General features: G+C 36.0%; 15 protein-coding genes. 11 read left to right on the top strand and 4 right to left on the bottom strand.

All coding sequences use genetic code 11. The features are described 5' to 3' along the window. Nucleotides 1–358 precede the first annotated feature (358 nt). From IGI43_RS08075 to IGI43_RS08050, 6 genes are all read left to right on the top strand, one after another. A complete protein-coding gene (locus tag IGI43_RS08075) occupies nucleotides 359–889 on the top strand; it encodes a potassium-transporting ATPase subunit C (protein ID WP_438757297.1) in 531 nt (176 codons plus the stop codon). A gap of 85 nt (nucleotides 890–974) precedes the next feature. Next, nucleotides 975–3,635 (top strand): DUF4118 domain-containing protein, encoded by a 2,661-nt coding sequence (locus tag IGI43_RS08070; protein ID WP_438757296.1) that lies wholly within the window; start codon nucleotides 975–977, stop codon nucleotides 3,633–3,635. After that, complete coding sequence (locus IGI43_RS08065) at nucleotides 3,635–4,321, top strand: response regulator transcription factor (RefSeq protein WP_438757295.1); 687 nt, start codon at nucleotides 3,635–3,637, stop codon at nucleotides 4,319–4,321. The genes IGI43_RS08070 and IGI43_RS08065 overlap by 1 nt, the downstream gene beginning before the upstream one ends. 141 nt (nucleotides 4,322–4,462) lie before the next feature. Beyond that, nucleotides 4,463–5,584 (top strand): glycerate kinase family protein, encoded by a 1,122-nt coding sequence (locus IGI43_RS08060; protein ID WP_438757294.1) that lies wholly within the window; start codon nucleotides 4,463–4,465, stop codon nucleotides 5,582–5,584. A 243-nt stretch (nucleotides 5,585–5,827) separates the two neighbouring features. Next, complete coding sequence (locus IGI43_RS08055; RefSeq protein ID WP_069645775.1) at nucleotides 5,828–6,508, top strand: ABC transporter ATP-binding protein; 681 nt, start codon at nucleotides 5,828–5,830, stop codon at nucleotides 6,506–6,508. After that, on the top strand, nucleotides 6,509–7,792 hold the full coding sequence (locus IGI43_RS08050) for an ABC transporter permease (protein WP_438757293.1): 1,284 nt from the start codon (nucleotides 6,509–6,511) through the stop codon (nucleotides 7,790–7,792). It begins immediately after the preceding gene. Nucleotides 7,793–8,058: 266 nt separating this feature from the next. On the opposite strand, the gene IGI43_RS08045 is transcribed toward IGI43_RS08050, so the two are convergent. From IGI43_RS08045 to IGI43_RS08035, 3 genes are all read right to left on the bottom strand, one after another. Then, on the bottom strand, nucleotides 8,059–8,430 hold the full coding sequence (locus IGI43_RS08045; protein WP_438757292.1) for a hypothetical protein: 372 nt from the start codon (nucleotides 8,428–8,430) through the stop codon (nucleotides 8,059–8,061). 117 nt (nucleotides 8,431–8,547) lie between these two features. Then, nucleotides 8,548–9,318: a C47 family peptidase gene (locus IGI43_RS08040; RefSeq protein WP_438757291.1), complete on the bottom strand. Its 771-nt coding sequence runs from the start codon at nucleotides 9,316–9,318 to the stop codon at nucleotides 8,548–8,550. A gap of 38 nt (nucleotides 9,319–9,356) precedes the next feature. Continuing rightward, on the bottom strand, nucleotides 9,357–9,674 hold the full coding sequence (locus IGI43_RS08035; RefSeq protein ID WP_438757290.1) for a hypothetical protein: 318 nt from the start codon (nucleotides 9,672–9,674) through the stop codon (nucleotides 9,357–9,359). Nucleotides 9,675–10,215: 541 nt separating this feature from the next. Between IGI43_RS08035 and IGI43_RS08030 the strand changes: the two genes are divergently transcribed. Further along, nucleotides 10,216–11,157: an NADP-dependent oxidoreductase gene (locus tag IGI43_RS08030; protein ID WP_438757289.1), complete on the top strand. Its 942-nt coding sequence runs from the start codon at nucleotides 10,216–10,218 to the stop codon at nucleotides 11,155–11,157. Between the two features lie 42 nt (nucleotides 11,158–11,199). On the opposite strand, the gene IGI43_RS08025 is transcribed toward IGI43_RS08030, so the two are convergent. Further along, on the bottom strand, nucleotides 11,200–11,499 hold the full coding sequence (locus tag IGI43_RS08025; RefSeq protein ID WP_438757288.1) for an ArsR/SmtB family transcription factor: 300 nt from the start codon (nucleotides 11,497–11,499) through the stop codon (nucleotides 11,200–11,202). Nucleotides 11,500–11,614: 115 nt separating this feature from the next. Here IGI43_RS08025 and IGI43_RS08020 point away from each other — a divergent pair, with 115 nt between their 5' ends. The 4 genes from IGI43_RS08020 (at nucleotide 11,615) to IGI43_RS08005 (ending at nucleotide 14,261) form a co-directional block, all read left to right on the top strand. After that, complete coding sequence (locus tag IGI43_RS08020; RefSeq protein WP_438757287.1) at nucleotides 11,615–12,253, top strand: nitroreductase family protein; 639 nt, start codon at nucleotides 11,615–11,617, stop codon at nucleotides 12,251–12,253. Between the two features lie 12 nt (nucleotides 12,254–12,265). Then, the gene (locus IGI43_RS08015) at nucleotides 12,266–12,631 is read left to right on the top strand and encodes a DUF1304 domain-containing protein (protein ID WP_438757286.1); all 366 of its coding nucleotides are present in this window, start codon (nucleotides 12,266–12,268) and stop codon (nucleotides 12,629–12,631) included. A 163-nt stretch (nucleotides 12,632–12,794) separates the two neighbouring features. Further along, a complete protein-coding gene (locus IGI43_RS08010) occupies nucleotides 12,795–13,391 on the top strand; it encodes a nitroreductase family protein (protein ID WP_438757285.1) in 597 nt (198 codons plus the stop codon). A gap of 24 nt (nucleotides 13,392–13,415) precedes the next feature. Then, nucleotides 13,416–14,261, top strand: a complete 846-nt coding sequence (locus IGI43_RS08005; protein ID WP_438757284.1) for a VOC family protein — start codon at nucleotides 13,416–13,418, stop codon at nucleotides 14,259–14,261. Nucleotides 14,262–14,446: the final 185 nt, after the last annotated feature.

The following is a 14,446-nucleotide window of genomic DNA, read 5'->3' as shown; positions in this document are numbered from 1 at the left end:
CCTTTCGGAAAAAAGATAAAAATAGATTATGGCAAAGAATGCCATTCTCAATTTTTCCTATTTTTCTGTCAAGGTTGAACGAGCCTATTCACCTTTAACTCTATCTAGGTTCATAGGCTAGCCTTTCGGAAAAAAGATAAAAATAGATTATGGCAAAGAACGCCATTCTCGATTTTTCCTATTTTTCTGTCAAGGTTGAACGAGCCTATTCACCTTTAACTCTATCTAGGTTCATAGGCTAGCCTTTCGGAAAAAAGATAAAAATAGATTATGGCAAAGAACGCCATTCTCGATTTTTCCTATTTTTCTGTCAAGGCAGAACGAGCCTATTCACCTTTAAATTTAAGGAGAAAATCTCATGAAAAAAATAATGATCACTTCATTGAAAAGTATTTTATTATTTACCATAATCTGCGGTGTCATCTACACTGCAGCAGTTACGGCTGTCGGACAAGTTTTATTTCCAAATCAAGCAAATGGTAGTCTGATCAAAGAAGAGAACGCAGGGAAAACAAGTATCATAGGATCAAAACTGATGGGACAGTCCTTTACAGAAGAAAAATATCTACATGGACGCTCCGATCAAGTCAGTCAGCTGTCCCCTGTTTCCAAGGAGCAAAAAATGCGTGTGGAAAAACGTGTACAAGAAGCGGACAAAAAGCAAGTTCCCATTGATTTAGTCACAGCATCAGCAAGCGGTGTCGATCCAGAAATTTCAATAGAAGCAGCAATGACGCAAGTTGATCGAATCGCTACCACTAGAAATATGAAAAATAGCCAAGTCCGTGCTATAATCAAACAAAATATCACTGGCGTTAAAATAGGGACTATTGATTCGAAACGTGTCAATGTTTTAGGCGTCAATCAATCTTTGGATGAGTCTGAATAAACAGTTGGATCAGAAGGAACATTTTCTTAGTTTATCTGAGTGAAGCACTTCTGGTTCAACCTTTGAATAAAGGATGGAATAACAAGTGGAAGATGAACGGTTGGATCCAGAACAGCTATTAGAAAAATGGAAGAAAAACGAACAAAGCCTGAGGTCTGGTCGACTGAAGGTTTTCTTCGGTTATGCGGCAGGTGTCGGGAAAACGTACGCTATGTTAAAAGAAGCCCACGAACAACTTGCAGAAGGCAAATCAGTCTTACTTGGTTATGTAGAACCTCATGCTCGTCCAGAAACTGAAGCATTGGTGGCGGGATTACCTACAATGCAAACCAAAAAATACGACTACAAAGGCATCACAATCAATGAATTTGATGTGGACGAAGCTCTACAAGCTAAACCAGATATTATTTTGGTAGATGAATTAGCCCACACAAATGCAATCGGAGCTAGAAATAGAAAAAGATACCAAGATATTGAAGAACTACTAAAAGTAGGTATTGATGTCTATACAACAGTCAATGTGCAGCATATTGAAAGTTTGAACGATATCGTGGAACAAGTGACAGGGGTTCATATTTCTGAAACAGTACCAGATACCTTTTTTGAAACGAGCTCATTGAAAGTAGTCGATATCGAGACTGAAGAGTTATTGGAGCGACTGAAACAAGGAAAAATCTATCATTCAGAAAATGCTAAAAAAGCCATGGCCAATTTTTTTAAAGCAGATAATCTAACATTATTACGAGGCCTGGCGATTCGAAAAGCATCAGATCATATCAATACAAGCAATCAGCAGGAAACCCAAAAAAGTACCGGTATCCATTCGAAATTACTGACGATCATTGATGAAAAAAATCCAGACATGACCAAAAAATGTCTGCGCTGGACAGCTCGTTTAGCGCAAGCTTTAGGCACGGAATGGATCGCTTTAGAGATTTTAGAGGATATGTCTGAGCATTCAGAATCGGATAATTCAAAACTCGCAGCCAAACTTGGTGGTGAAGTCGTCACCTTAGAAAGTGATAACCAGCGGGATACAATTGTGCAGTATGTGAAAATGCGGGGTGTTACTGATTTGGTAATGGGTAAAGCAATCAAACGCTCTCGTTTTATTCGCCTGTACCGACCTGATTTGGAAGACGAACTAGTCGCGTTTATTCCAGATGTTGATATCCACTTGGTTCCATATCAATCCAATAAGTATTTACTAAATAAGTACGCCGTCAAGAAAAAGACTTTACATAGTATATTTACTTGGAAAGATTTTTATATGACCTTGGGATTGCTTGCGGTAGCAACGTTACTTTCTGAATTAGGCTCCTATTATCATATCGGCGATCAGAATTTAATTTTGATCTATATTCTTTTTGTTCTGCTAGTGGCACGGATCACAACAGGTTATTTGTGGGCAGCATTGGCCTCGATTGCTAGTGTTTTGATGTTTAATTGGTTTTTCGTTGACCCTCTTTTTTCTTTAACTGTTTATAAACAAGGATATCCAGTCACCTTGATTTTTATGCTTTTAGTTGCTTTATTGGTCAGCAATTTAATGATGCAAATCAAAAAACAAGCTTTTTATGCTATGAAACGTGAACATCAATTAGAGATTTTGTATGAACTGAATAAAAAATATCTAGTCACCCATGATCAAAAAGAAATCTTAGCCACAACAGCTGAATATTTATCAAATATGCTCGATAGAGAAGTCGTTTTGTATGGGGAGCAAGAATTGAAAAATCCAGAAGGGGCGCCAATTAAAGGACCTTTAAGAAGTTTGGAAGAGTTAGCTGTTGCTAATTGGGTATTCATGAATCAAAAAGAAGCCGGTTACGGTACAGACACATTGATGGGGGCTAAAGCGCTCTATTTACCGGTTTTATCAAATGGTGTCACATTAGCGGTGATTGGGATCGAAAAAAGCAAAGAAATTCCGATTACTGATGAAATCATCAGCTTTTTAGAATTGGTTTCTACTCAACTCTCTCTAGCAATCGAACAAAATAAACTGACTTCTGAGCGGCAGCAAATTTTATTTGAAAGTGAAAAAGAACGAATGCGCGGGAACTTATTACGAGCAATCTCTCATGATTTGCGTACGCCACTTACAGGAATCTCAGGATCTGTTGAAACTATTTTAAATGATAATGACACAGCCAAACTCCCAGAAGAAACCAAACGTAAACTACTTGTGGGAATCAAAGATGATGCGGATTGGCTGATCCGCATGGTAGAAAATCTATTATCGATCACTCGGATCAATGAAGAAACAATGAAAGTCGCAAAAAGCAAAGAAGCTGCAGAAGAAGTTGTGGCCTCAGCGATTCAACGCATTAGAAAAAGCTATCCAACTAGTGAAATCAATGTTTCACTACCAGACGAATTTGTGCTAGTGCCAATGGATTCTATCTTGATTGAGCAAGTTTTGTTTAACTTGATGGAAAATGCCATAAGACATTCAAACAGTGAGTCTCCAATTGTTGTGACAGTTTCTTTAACTGAAAAAGAAATCGCGTTTGAAATAGCCGATCAAGGGAAAGGGTTGACCAAAGAGCAACTCAAATTATTGTTTAGTGGGCTGACCAAACAAAGTACACCAGTGGATTCTAAGAGCGGAATGGGAATTGGTTTATCGATTGTCAAAACGATCATCATAGCGCACGACGGAACGCTTACTGCTGAAAACAGACCACAAGGCGGTGCAATCTTTACATTCACTTTACCACTAGAGCGAAAGGAGCAAAATTAATGGCGACGATTTTGATTGTTGAAGACGATGATGTAATCGCTGAATTTATGGGTGCTGTTTTAGAAAAAGAAAAGCACACGATCCATTTAGCACATTCAGCTTTGGAAGGATTGTCGACTTTTCGGATGTGGTCGGTAGACCTGATTTTACTTGATTTAGGGTTGCCAGATCAAGATGGAATAGAAGTGTTAAAGAAAATTCGTGAAATGTCTCCTGTACCGATCATCATTATTTCAGCTCGTGATCATGAAAATAATAAGGTTGAAGCGCTGGATCTAGGAGCAGACGATTACATTACGAAACCCTTTGGAACACCAGAATTACTCGCTAGAATCAGAACGGCGTTAAGACATGCCTCAAGTAATTCTGATCCCAAACTAGAAGTGAAACAAATCAATAATGGTGACTTGTGCATCGACATTGAACACCACACTGTCAGCAAAAAAGGAAAAGTGATCCATCTGACGCCAAACGAATACAAGATCATTCAGGTTCTGGGTGAAAATATTGGAAAAGTACTGACGCACACCTCTATTTCTCAGAAAGTTTGGGGACCGTATAGTAATGAAAGCCAGACCCTTAGAGTAAACATGTCTAATATTCGCAAAAAAATCGAAGATAATCCCGTTGAACCAGAGTATATTTTGACTGAAATTGGGATTGGTTATCGAATGTTAGAAAAATAGTATGAAAAAAGCCCAAAGCAAAACTGATCGTTAGTGTTGTTATGGGCTTTTTTATTGAACATCCAGTCATCTATTGTGGGCATCACTTCTCAAAGGATGATAAAATAAAGAATAGAACAAGTAGACAAAGGAGGGCTGAATATGAATATTGTAACAGCTATTGATTCTATGAAAGGCTCTTTATCAAGTATTGAAGCAAATCAAATCATTGCAAAAGTGTTTACTGAACAAAGACACATGGTCAAAGAAGTAGCGATTGCAGATGGCGGTGAAGGAACCGTAGCGGCAATTGTAAAAAATGGTGATGGTCAGAAAATTGAAACAAAAATCCATGCTTTAAACGGGGAGCTAATAAAAGTTGAATTTGGCTGGTTCCACTCTGAAAAAATAGCTGTGATCGAATCTGCTGCAGCATCTGGTATTCAATATTTAGATGGAACAACAGCAACTCATCCACTGAATACCTCATCTTACGGCACAGGAGAATTGATCTTAGCAGCAATCGATCAAGGCGCACAAGAAATCGTAATAGGCTTGGGTGGAACAGGAACCGTTGATGGTGGGATTGGGCTGTTAAGGGCTTTAGGTGTCGAATTTTTTGACAAAAAAAATCAGTTATTGCCAGCTAAGGGAAGTAGTTTAGAAAAAGTTGCTTATTTCTCATCAGAACACTTAGATCCACGTTTGTCAGGAATCTCTTTTCATATTGCTTCTGATGTGACTAGTCCATTGCTAGGTGAAACAGGTGCTGTCTATATGTTTGGACGACAAAAAGGCTTAGCCGAAAATGAATTGGATAAGTATGAGTGTGGCATGAAGAACTATCAGAAAAGAATGTGTGAAATGAACGAGTCAGTAGCAGGAGATGGTGCTGCAGGAGGTCTTGGTTTTGCTATCAGAGTATTTTTAAAGGGAAACGTTCACTCAGGATTTCAGTTTATTTCAAAACAGACGGATTTAGAAGAAGCGATTAAACATGCTGATTTAGTGATTACGGGTGAAGGAAAAATGGACGATCAAAGTCTCCAAGGGAAAGTCCCAGTTGGAATTGGCGGCATTGCCAAAAAATATCAGGTACCAGTTATTGCGTTTGTCGGAAGTTTTAATGGAGATCAAAAGCTTTTTTATGAAAAAGGAATTTCTGTGATCATTCCAATTGTTGATAGAATCACAACGTTAGAAGAAGCGATGAATGAAGCAAAAATAAACTTACAAATGGCAGCAAGTCGAACCTTGGATTTATTGACATTAATAAAAAAATAATCCTTCAACTTGTGTTATCAGAAGGACAAAAAAACAACACTTATTAGTATGAATAGCTATTAGGTGTTGTTTTTTTATCTCCTACTTAAGTCTAGAAAATATAGGTCTTAAGTACCATGACAAGAATGACGAGTTCCTTCAGAATGGTAAGAGAAGTAAGGAGATGTAAAATGAAAAAAGAGGAATAATGGTAGACAATTATTACGTAATAAAAAAAGAGAGAGAATTAGTGGAGGGGAAATAATGTCTGTAATTGAAGCAAGAAATATAAAAAAAAGTTACGGCCGTAATGAATCAAAATTTGATGCATTAAAAGGCGTAGATCTAAAAATCGAAGAAGGTGAATCCGTTGCGATCATCGGAAAAAGCGGATCAGGGAAATCAACCTTTATGCATATTTTAGCACTATTAGATAAACCAACTTCAGGAGAGATCTTATTAAATAACCAAGATGTAACGAGTATCGGCAAAAAAGAATTGGACAAAACACGAAACAAACAATTCGGTTTTGTGTTTCAGCAATTTTTTATGAATTCTAAAGATACGGTTTTAAATAATGTAATGTTACCGCTAAAAATCGGTGGCATTTCAAATGGTAAACGCAAAGAAATGGCGCTTGAAGCGTTGAAAGCTGTTGAATTAGACGATAAAATCAACAATAAGGCCAACAACTTATCTGGTGGTCAAAAACAGCGCGTGTGTATTGCGCGTGCTTTGGTCAATAATCCTAAGATCATTTTTGCAGATGAACCGACAGGAAACTTAGATTCCACAACGGGTGATAAGATCGAGCAGTTATTATTTGATTTGAACAAAGAAAAAGGGATCACACTGATTATTGTCACTCATGATCCAGAACTTGCGGCACGCTGTGATCGACAAATCCATGTGCGTGACGGTTTAATTGTGGGAGGGAACGAGTAGATGAAATTTAGTGATATTTTAAAATCAGCCAGTTCAAATTTAATGCGCAATAAAGGGCGGACGGTTTTAACGATCGTAGCCATTTTTATAGGGGCATTTACCATTTCACTTACAACAGGTGTGAATATTGGTGTCAATGATTATATCGATAAACAAGTAGGAAGCGTCGGTGGTCAAAATCAAATCATGATCCAGCCCAAAATGACTGGGGGACCTAGTGAAGACGGTGAACCACAAAAATATGATGAGAATAAAAAGACAAGTTCAATACAACAACAAGAAGCTTTAGATAGTAAAGATCTTGAGAAAATAAAAAAAATCAAAGGAATCAAAAATGCAGAAGCATTGAAATCCGTTTCGACAAGTTATATTTCAGGAAAGAACAATGAAAAATACGTTTTTTCAGGAATGCCGATGCTAGAAGAATTGAGTGTAGATCTTGAAGCAGGTAAGGCAGTAGATCAAAATAGTTCAGAATTTCAACTCAATTTAGCGCCAGAATATGTGAAATCTTTAGGCTATAAATCAAGTGAAGATGCGGTTGGTAAAACAGTTAAAATTGCAGCGTCTTCTGCAGCTACTGGAGAAGAAAAAGTAGTGGAAGCTACTATTACGGGCGTACGTAATACAAGCTTGATCCAAGGTGGAATGTCTTTATTGAACCGTTCTCTTGTTGATGAAATTTCAAAAATCAACGAAGAAGGCTTACCAGAAGCGATGACAGGACAATATGGACTGATCATTGGTGAGATGAGCAAAGATGTAACAAAAATAGAAATCGCCGATGTAAAAGAACGTTTAGATAAAGCGGGCTATATGGGTCAAACTGTTGAAGACCAAATCGGCATGATCAGAAATGTGATCAATGCAATCACAGGTGTCTTAACAATGTTTGGAGCAATTGCATTATTAGCCGCAAGCTTTGGAATCATCAACACGTTATACATGTCAGTTCAAGAACGTACAAGAGAAATCGGTTTGATGAAAGCAATGGGGTTAAGCAGTGGGAAAGTCTTTACGATTTTCAGTGTAGAAGCGGCATTGATCGGATTTTTAGGCTCTCTCTTAGGTATCTTAGGAGCAGTCGGTGTAGGTGCGTTGATCAATCAAATCGCAGCTGATTCATTCTTGAAATCATTGTCAGGCTTTACCTTGATCCAATTTTCAGCTTCTTCATCTGCCGTGATCATTTTGGTAATTATGGGAATTGCATTCCTTGCAGGAACATTACCAGCACGTAGAGCAGCGAAACTCGATCCAATTGAATCATTACGTTATGAATAAGAAGATATAGTTGGATTAGCTTTTAAATAGAAAAATAATTATAAAAACCGGTACGATTTTAGGTAAATGTAGTGATCCAAAAAAGTTAGACATTGAGGCTAGAACATAACTCTACGAGTTATCTTCTAGCCTCTTTTTGCTTTATTGAAATATATTTTAAGCTGTTTGTTGTGCTGTTTTTCAAGAGCGAACAGGGCTTTTCCAGTTCAATTTCTTTTTCATACGCTCATTATTGTAATAGTAACGATTTTCTTCACTATGATTATTTAACCCTTTTTGAATTTTAAAGGTGGTGTTTCCCCCGCTCTTTTATTATCAGCGATGTACACTTCTAGTTCATCTGATTTTTTTTTATATATACTTATCTTTGTCTCTTTATTTTTCGAAATAATTATTAACTCAGAAGAACTTTCTCGTTCGATCGACATATTTTTGTAATCCTCATAACCCAATTCTTTCAAATTTAAATCATATAGCATAGCTTCATTTTTAGATATAGTCATTTTTTTATCTTGCTCTGAATCTAACACCCATACACCAGAAAATGTATTATTTTCAACACTATTATTAGTAGTGAGTCCACAAGAAGCTAGTATAGAACAAGTTAAAACCACTATAATTAATAATTTTTTTTTCATACTTCCTCTTTTCTGCATTTTAGAGTATTTTTCCATCTATATCCTATTCAAACTAATTATTGTAGAAAAAGACACTCATTCTAACAAGCCTCTTTTTATTTAGCCATAAACTATTTTCTACCAATTCGTTATGGACCTTCTCCAAGTATAAGTACGATCTGAGTTAGCAATATATTTTATAGGTTTATTAGTAGGAGCATCAATTAATTCTACATACGTTCTCCAAGGATTCCAAATTACAAATACATTTTTTCTCCCATTTGCTGTATCTGACATATAAGTTCCTGTTATATCTATTGCATGCCAAGTATGGACCTGTGATTCCCAAACTCCTAACACTCCGTTACTTTTTCTAAGCTGAGTTATAGTTTCACTCCAAGTGGTTGGTCGAGATAAAAGCTTTGGATAAACCCCTCTGGTATTTGCATACTTAACCATCTCATCATCAGTAAAACCAACATTTTTACCTCTTTTACCCCATTTACCTATATCAGAAGCTTTTGTGGGGCGTGCATCATTTTTATTATTTAATATCATTGCTGCGGCATAAGCGATACACCATTTATCGTCACCTTGAGTTTCTGATATTTTCCAATTAATTCTTGTTCCAAATTTATCAACTGTAGTAGAACGTAACTTTATGCCATCAACATTGTACTCTAAGCTCTCATTTAAATTAATGATCTCCAAATCTGAATTCTTTACTTTTTCTAATAAGACGTTCTCTGGATCTGTTTGATTTCCTTCTGATAAAGCTTCTGGGCTAGACCACAACAAGGTGATTTCTCCATCGTTTTCATAATAAATATCTCCATTTTCAGAAGCAATTAAAGATATCCCTTTTGAAAAATCCTTCCTTTTCAAAAAATTCAATTCATCAACTAACATTTTCGACAACTTAGTTGTATACTTCCCATTCTCATCTTTCAAAAAAATGTGTAAACAACTGACTCATTTTTTAAGACTGGAAACACAATGGAATTACTAGAAGTATTTTCGTCCAATAAAGAAAATGGAACGCCTAATACATAATCTTTTAAGGTATCTGAGGTCCCTTCAATTTCTAACATACCGTTTAGATATACTGCCAAATTATTTTCAAGATAAGTTTTAATGTTCTCACTAACCACTTCTGTTTTTACTGGAAAATTATTTTCCTCAGTTGCAAAAGCGTCATTAAAAGTACCTCCACAAACACCCAAAATAATGATTCCTAAAAAAACAACCATATTAGACCTTTTCATCGAATTCCTCCTTTTATAATTAAAATAAAAATTATATTAATCAGAATACCATTTATTTTTTACAACATCAATATATCTAAGTATTTCTTAAGTTGGTTAATATATATAATTAAAATGGTTTAAAGAAATAAATAAGTTACTAAATAATTAATTTGAATATTCTTGGCACATTCTAGTGACGAAAACAAAATTAAAAATATTACGAAATTAGGACGAAAGAAATAAAATAGTTAGTTTTAATTTTAAGTAGTGACTTATATATATAAAGGTTCATGGTCCAAAAACAGATCAATATAAGAGATTATTAGTATTTGTTGCGATGCATTCTTAGATGTAGTTGCCTCTATTTTCCATTGATTATAGGTCAAAAAAGTAAGTTTGAAACGCTACTATATTTTTTAAGTGAAAAGTAAGTATGATTTTGAGGGACATAGTCAAAGTCATATCTGCTTTCTTATTAACAAGCATATTTTTTACCTAAATAAAAAATAAGGAGTATACTGAGTTCACATTTTATTTAATAGACGGAGGAATCATAAATATGAAAGCAGTAGTCATCAATCAATACGGAAGCAAAGATGAATTAACCGAACAAGACGTAACATTACCTGGATTAAAAGAACATCAAGTACTGGTTAAAGAACATGCAACATCAATCAATCCGATTGACTGGAAATTAAGAGAAGGCTATTTAAAACAAATGTTTGACTGGCCATTTCCGATTATTTTAGGCTGGGATGTTGCGGGTGTTATCACAGAAGTTGGTAGCGGTGTAACGGATTGGAAAGTTGGAGACAAGGTTTTTGCTCGTCCAGAAACAACACGTTTTGGAACGTATGCAGAGGAAACGATCGTTGATGATAACTTATTAGCGAAAATCCCTGAAAATGTGACTTTTGAAGAAGCCGCGGCTGTTCCTTTAGCTGGGTTGACTGCTTTACAAGCACTTTTTGATCATGGGAAACTTCAAAAAGGCGAAAAAGTCTTGATCCATGCTGGAGCTGGTGGTGTTGGAACGTATGCGATTCAATTAGCTAAACAAGCGGGTGCGTATGTTATTACGACTGCTAGTGAAAAAAATCATGAGTTACTAGAAAAATTGGGTGCAGATGAAGTGATTGATTATCGTACGACTAACTTTGCAGAAGTTTTAACAGACATTGATTTAGTCTTTGATACGATGGGTGGAGATATTCAAAAATCTAGTTTTTCTGTTCTAAAACCAAATACAGGACGCTTGATCTCGATCGTTGGTATTGCAGATGAAGAGTTGGCAAAAGAAAAAAATATTAAAGCTGAAAGTATCTGGCTTCAAACAAATGGCAAACAATTACAAGAAATTGCCGATTTAATGGCTTCTGGAAAAGTGATTTCAATCGTCGGAGAAGTGTTTCCTTTCTCTAGAAAAGGTATTTATGATGCCCACGCATTGAGTGAAACTCACCATGCTGTAGGTAAAATCGTCATCAAAATGGCAGACTAAAGAAATAGACTATCCTCATCAAATTCACTTGTTGAGGATAGTCTATTTGTTTGTTTTCTCTGCTCTAAAGTGAATCAGTTCTATTAATCCAGGTAATTCTCGTTGAATGTAGTCTTTATTTAAAACATACGTTTTAATTGTCCCCATTTTGATTTCTTGAATCAGCTGTGCATCCTTAAGCAATTTTATATGGTGAGATAAAGTGGATTTTACAATATTATATTTTTCTGAGGTTATCCGTTTTTCACCATCAAGTAATAAGCAAGTAAGGATATTCAAACGAATGGGATCACTGACTGCTTGTAACGCTTGAAGAACAGGATCGTTGTTGTTATCGGTCATTTTATTTTTCATAAACAAATTATAACATAAACATTCTACTTTACATATTGCTTAGGGCGTGATATATTTTTGATGTTCGAAAACAATCGAACGAAAGAGAGAAATGAGGGATATAATGGAAAACACATATAAAGAAAATAATTTTGACACGATCATGAAAGGGAGAAGATCCATTCGCAATTACGATCCAACAGTTAAAATCAGCCGTGAAGAAATGGAGCAAATCATTGACGATACAGTTAAAGCACCTTCTTCTGTGAATATGCAGCCATGGCGTTTTACAGTTGTTGAAAGTGAAGAAGGAAAAGAAGCCATTGCGCCTCTTGTTCGTTTTAATAAAGTGCAAAATGAAACATCCGCTGCAATGATCGTGATCTTTGGAGATTTAAACAGCTTTGAGCATGCAGAAAAAATCTATGGTACAGCAGTGGAACAAAATTTAATGCCGCAAGAAGTCAAAGAACGTCAATTAGAAGTATTGAGTCCTTTGTTTGAACAAATGTCGACAGAAGATAAAAAAGAAATGGCCATTATCGATGGTGCATTAGCTGCGATGAACTTAATGCTAGTAGCAAGAGCATATGGTTATGATACCAATCCTATCGGTGGTTTTGAACGTGAAAAAATTGCTGAAGCGCTAGATATGGATAAAGAACGTTATTATCCTGTAATGATTATTTCAATTGGGAAAGCAAATGAAGCAGGTTATCCTTCATATCGACTACCAGCAACTGATATTACTACGTGGAAATAGGAGGCGAGATCGATGCATACTATCCCGTTAGTTTTAGCTGTTATCGTTGCAGTTGAACATTATTACATTTTATATTTAGAAATGTTCCAAACAACATCACCTGCAGCACAACGTAGTTTTGGATTGGATAAAGAATTTTTAGAGGATAAAAGAGTGCAAGCTTTGTTCAAGAATCAAGGGTTATATAATGGGTTTTTAGCGACAGGAATTTTATGGGGCGCATTTTTTGCTGTTAATAGCTGGAGTGTGGTCATGTTCTTCATTATCTGTGTAGTCGTTGCGGCCGTATATGGCGGATTGACGTCTTCAAAAGCAATTCTGATGAAGCAAGGTATTCCAGCAATTATTACGTTAGTAGCACTTTTGATATTTAAATGATCTGAAATAAGTTTGAGACAAGAACCCCTTTGTCTTAGGCTTTTTCTTTTATTTTAAAAAAAACTTATAAAAAGTAAGTCAAAACTCTTTACTTACTTTTAGTAAGGCGATATACTATGAAAGTAATCTAAAAACTAATTCGAATCGAAAAGGAGCAATACACATGACAGAATTTACTCAAGCATTAAAAAAACGCCGTTCAATCTACGCTTTAGGAGATAATCTACCACAATCACAAGAAGAAATCACAGCATTAGTCAAAGAAGTTGTTAGAGAAAGTCCAACTTCATTTAACTCTCAAACACAACGTGTGGTTTTCTTATTCGGTGATGCACATAAAAAATTATGGGCAATGACAGAAGAAGCATTGAAACCTTTAACACCTGCAGATGCTTTCCCAAATACACAAGCTAAATTGCAAAGCTTTGCAGCTGGAACTGGAACATTACTTTTCTTTGAAGATATGGATATTGTAAAAAATTTACAAGAACAATTTGAATTGTACGCTGATAACTTCCCAGTGTGGTCAGAACAAGCAAGTGGGTTGACTCAAGCAAATGTCTGGACTGCATTAGCACAAGAAAATATCGGTGCTAATTTACAACATTACAACCCAGTAATCGATGAAGCTGTAGCAAAAGAATGGTCAATTCCAAGTCCATGGAAATTAAGAGCGCAACTTGTCTTCGGTTCGATCGAAGCTCCAGCTGGCGAAAAAGAATACATGGAAGATAGCGCACGTTTCCTAGAATTTAACTAATTAAAGCAAATGGAGGAGAGAAGCATGGTGGTCACATTACCTAAAGAACTAATCGTAAAACAAGTAAAATTAAAAGTAAAAAATCTGGAAAAAATGACAGATTTTTATACGAAAATGATTGGTCTTGTGTTATTAAAAAAAGAAGACAATACGGTTTTCTTAGGTGCACAGGATTCTTCAGAAGCAATCGTGATTTTAGAAGAACTTGTTGATCCTGTAGTAACAGACAAGACAACAGGTTTGTACCACACCGCTTTTCTCTTACCTTCGCGTAAAGATTTAGGCAATAGCTTACTATGGCTATTGCAAAATAATATTGAGCTGGGTGCTGCTGATCATGGTTACAGTGAAGCAATCTATTTAAATGATCCAGAAGGAAATGGCATCGAAATCTATCGGGATAAGCCGATGAGTGAATGGGATATTCGGGCTGATGGAGAAATCATTGGTGTCACTGAAGAGCTGGATGGAGATGCTGTCGTCGCACAAGCCGATAGAAAATGGTTAGGTATGGCACCTGGATCAAGAATTGGACATGTTCATTTACAGGTCGCAGATTTAGAGGAGACGGAGACGTTTTATGAACAGCTTGGTTTTTCTTTAAAATCAAATTTTGGCAGACGCGCTAAATTCTTCGCTGCAGGTGAGTATCATCATCATATCGGGACGAACACTTGGAATGGAGAACATGTGCCGCTAATTGGCGAAAATCAATTAGGTCTAGCTTGGTATACATTCCAGTTGCCATCTAGGAAAGCAATTGAGCTTTTCATCAAACAACTTGATGAAATGGCTGTTGAGTATGTGAATGAAAATGAGCAAATCACGATTCAAGACCCAAATGGAATGCAAATTAAGTTTGAATATTAGTGGGAAGGCGTCACTTCTGCCTCCACCGTTTATTCAGATTCCTTAAGGCTAGAAGACAACTCGTAGAGTTATCTTCTAGCCTCTTTTTTTTGTAAATTAGTAAGTAGCTAAGATTAGGGATAAAAGATGAATAATATCTAATAAAGTAGACAGAACAAATGGATAATTTAGATAAAAAAATATGA

The organism is Enterococcus sp. AZ126, assembly GCF_051714545.1.
Taxonomy (GTDB): Bacteria; Bacillota; Bacilli; order Lactobacillales; family Enterococcaceae; genus Enterococcus_L.
This window is presented reverse-complemented; position numbering and strand designations above follow the sequence as displayed.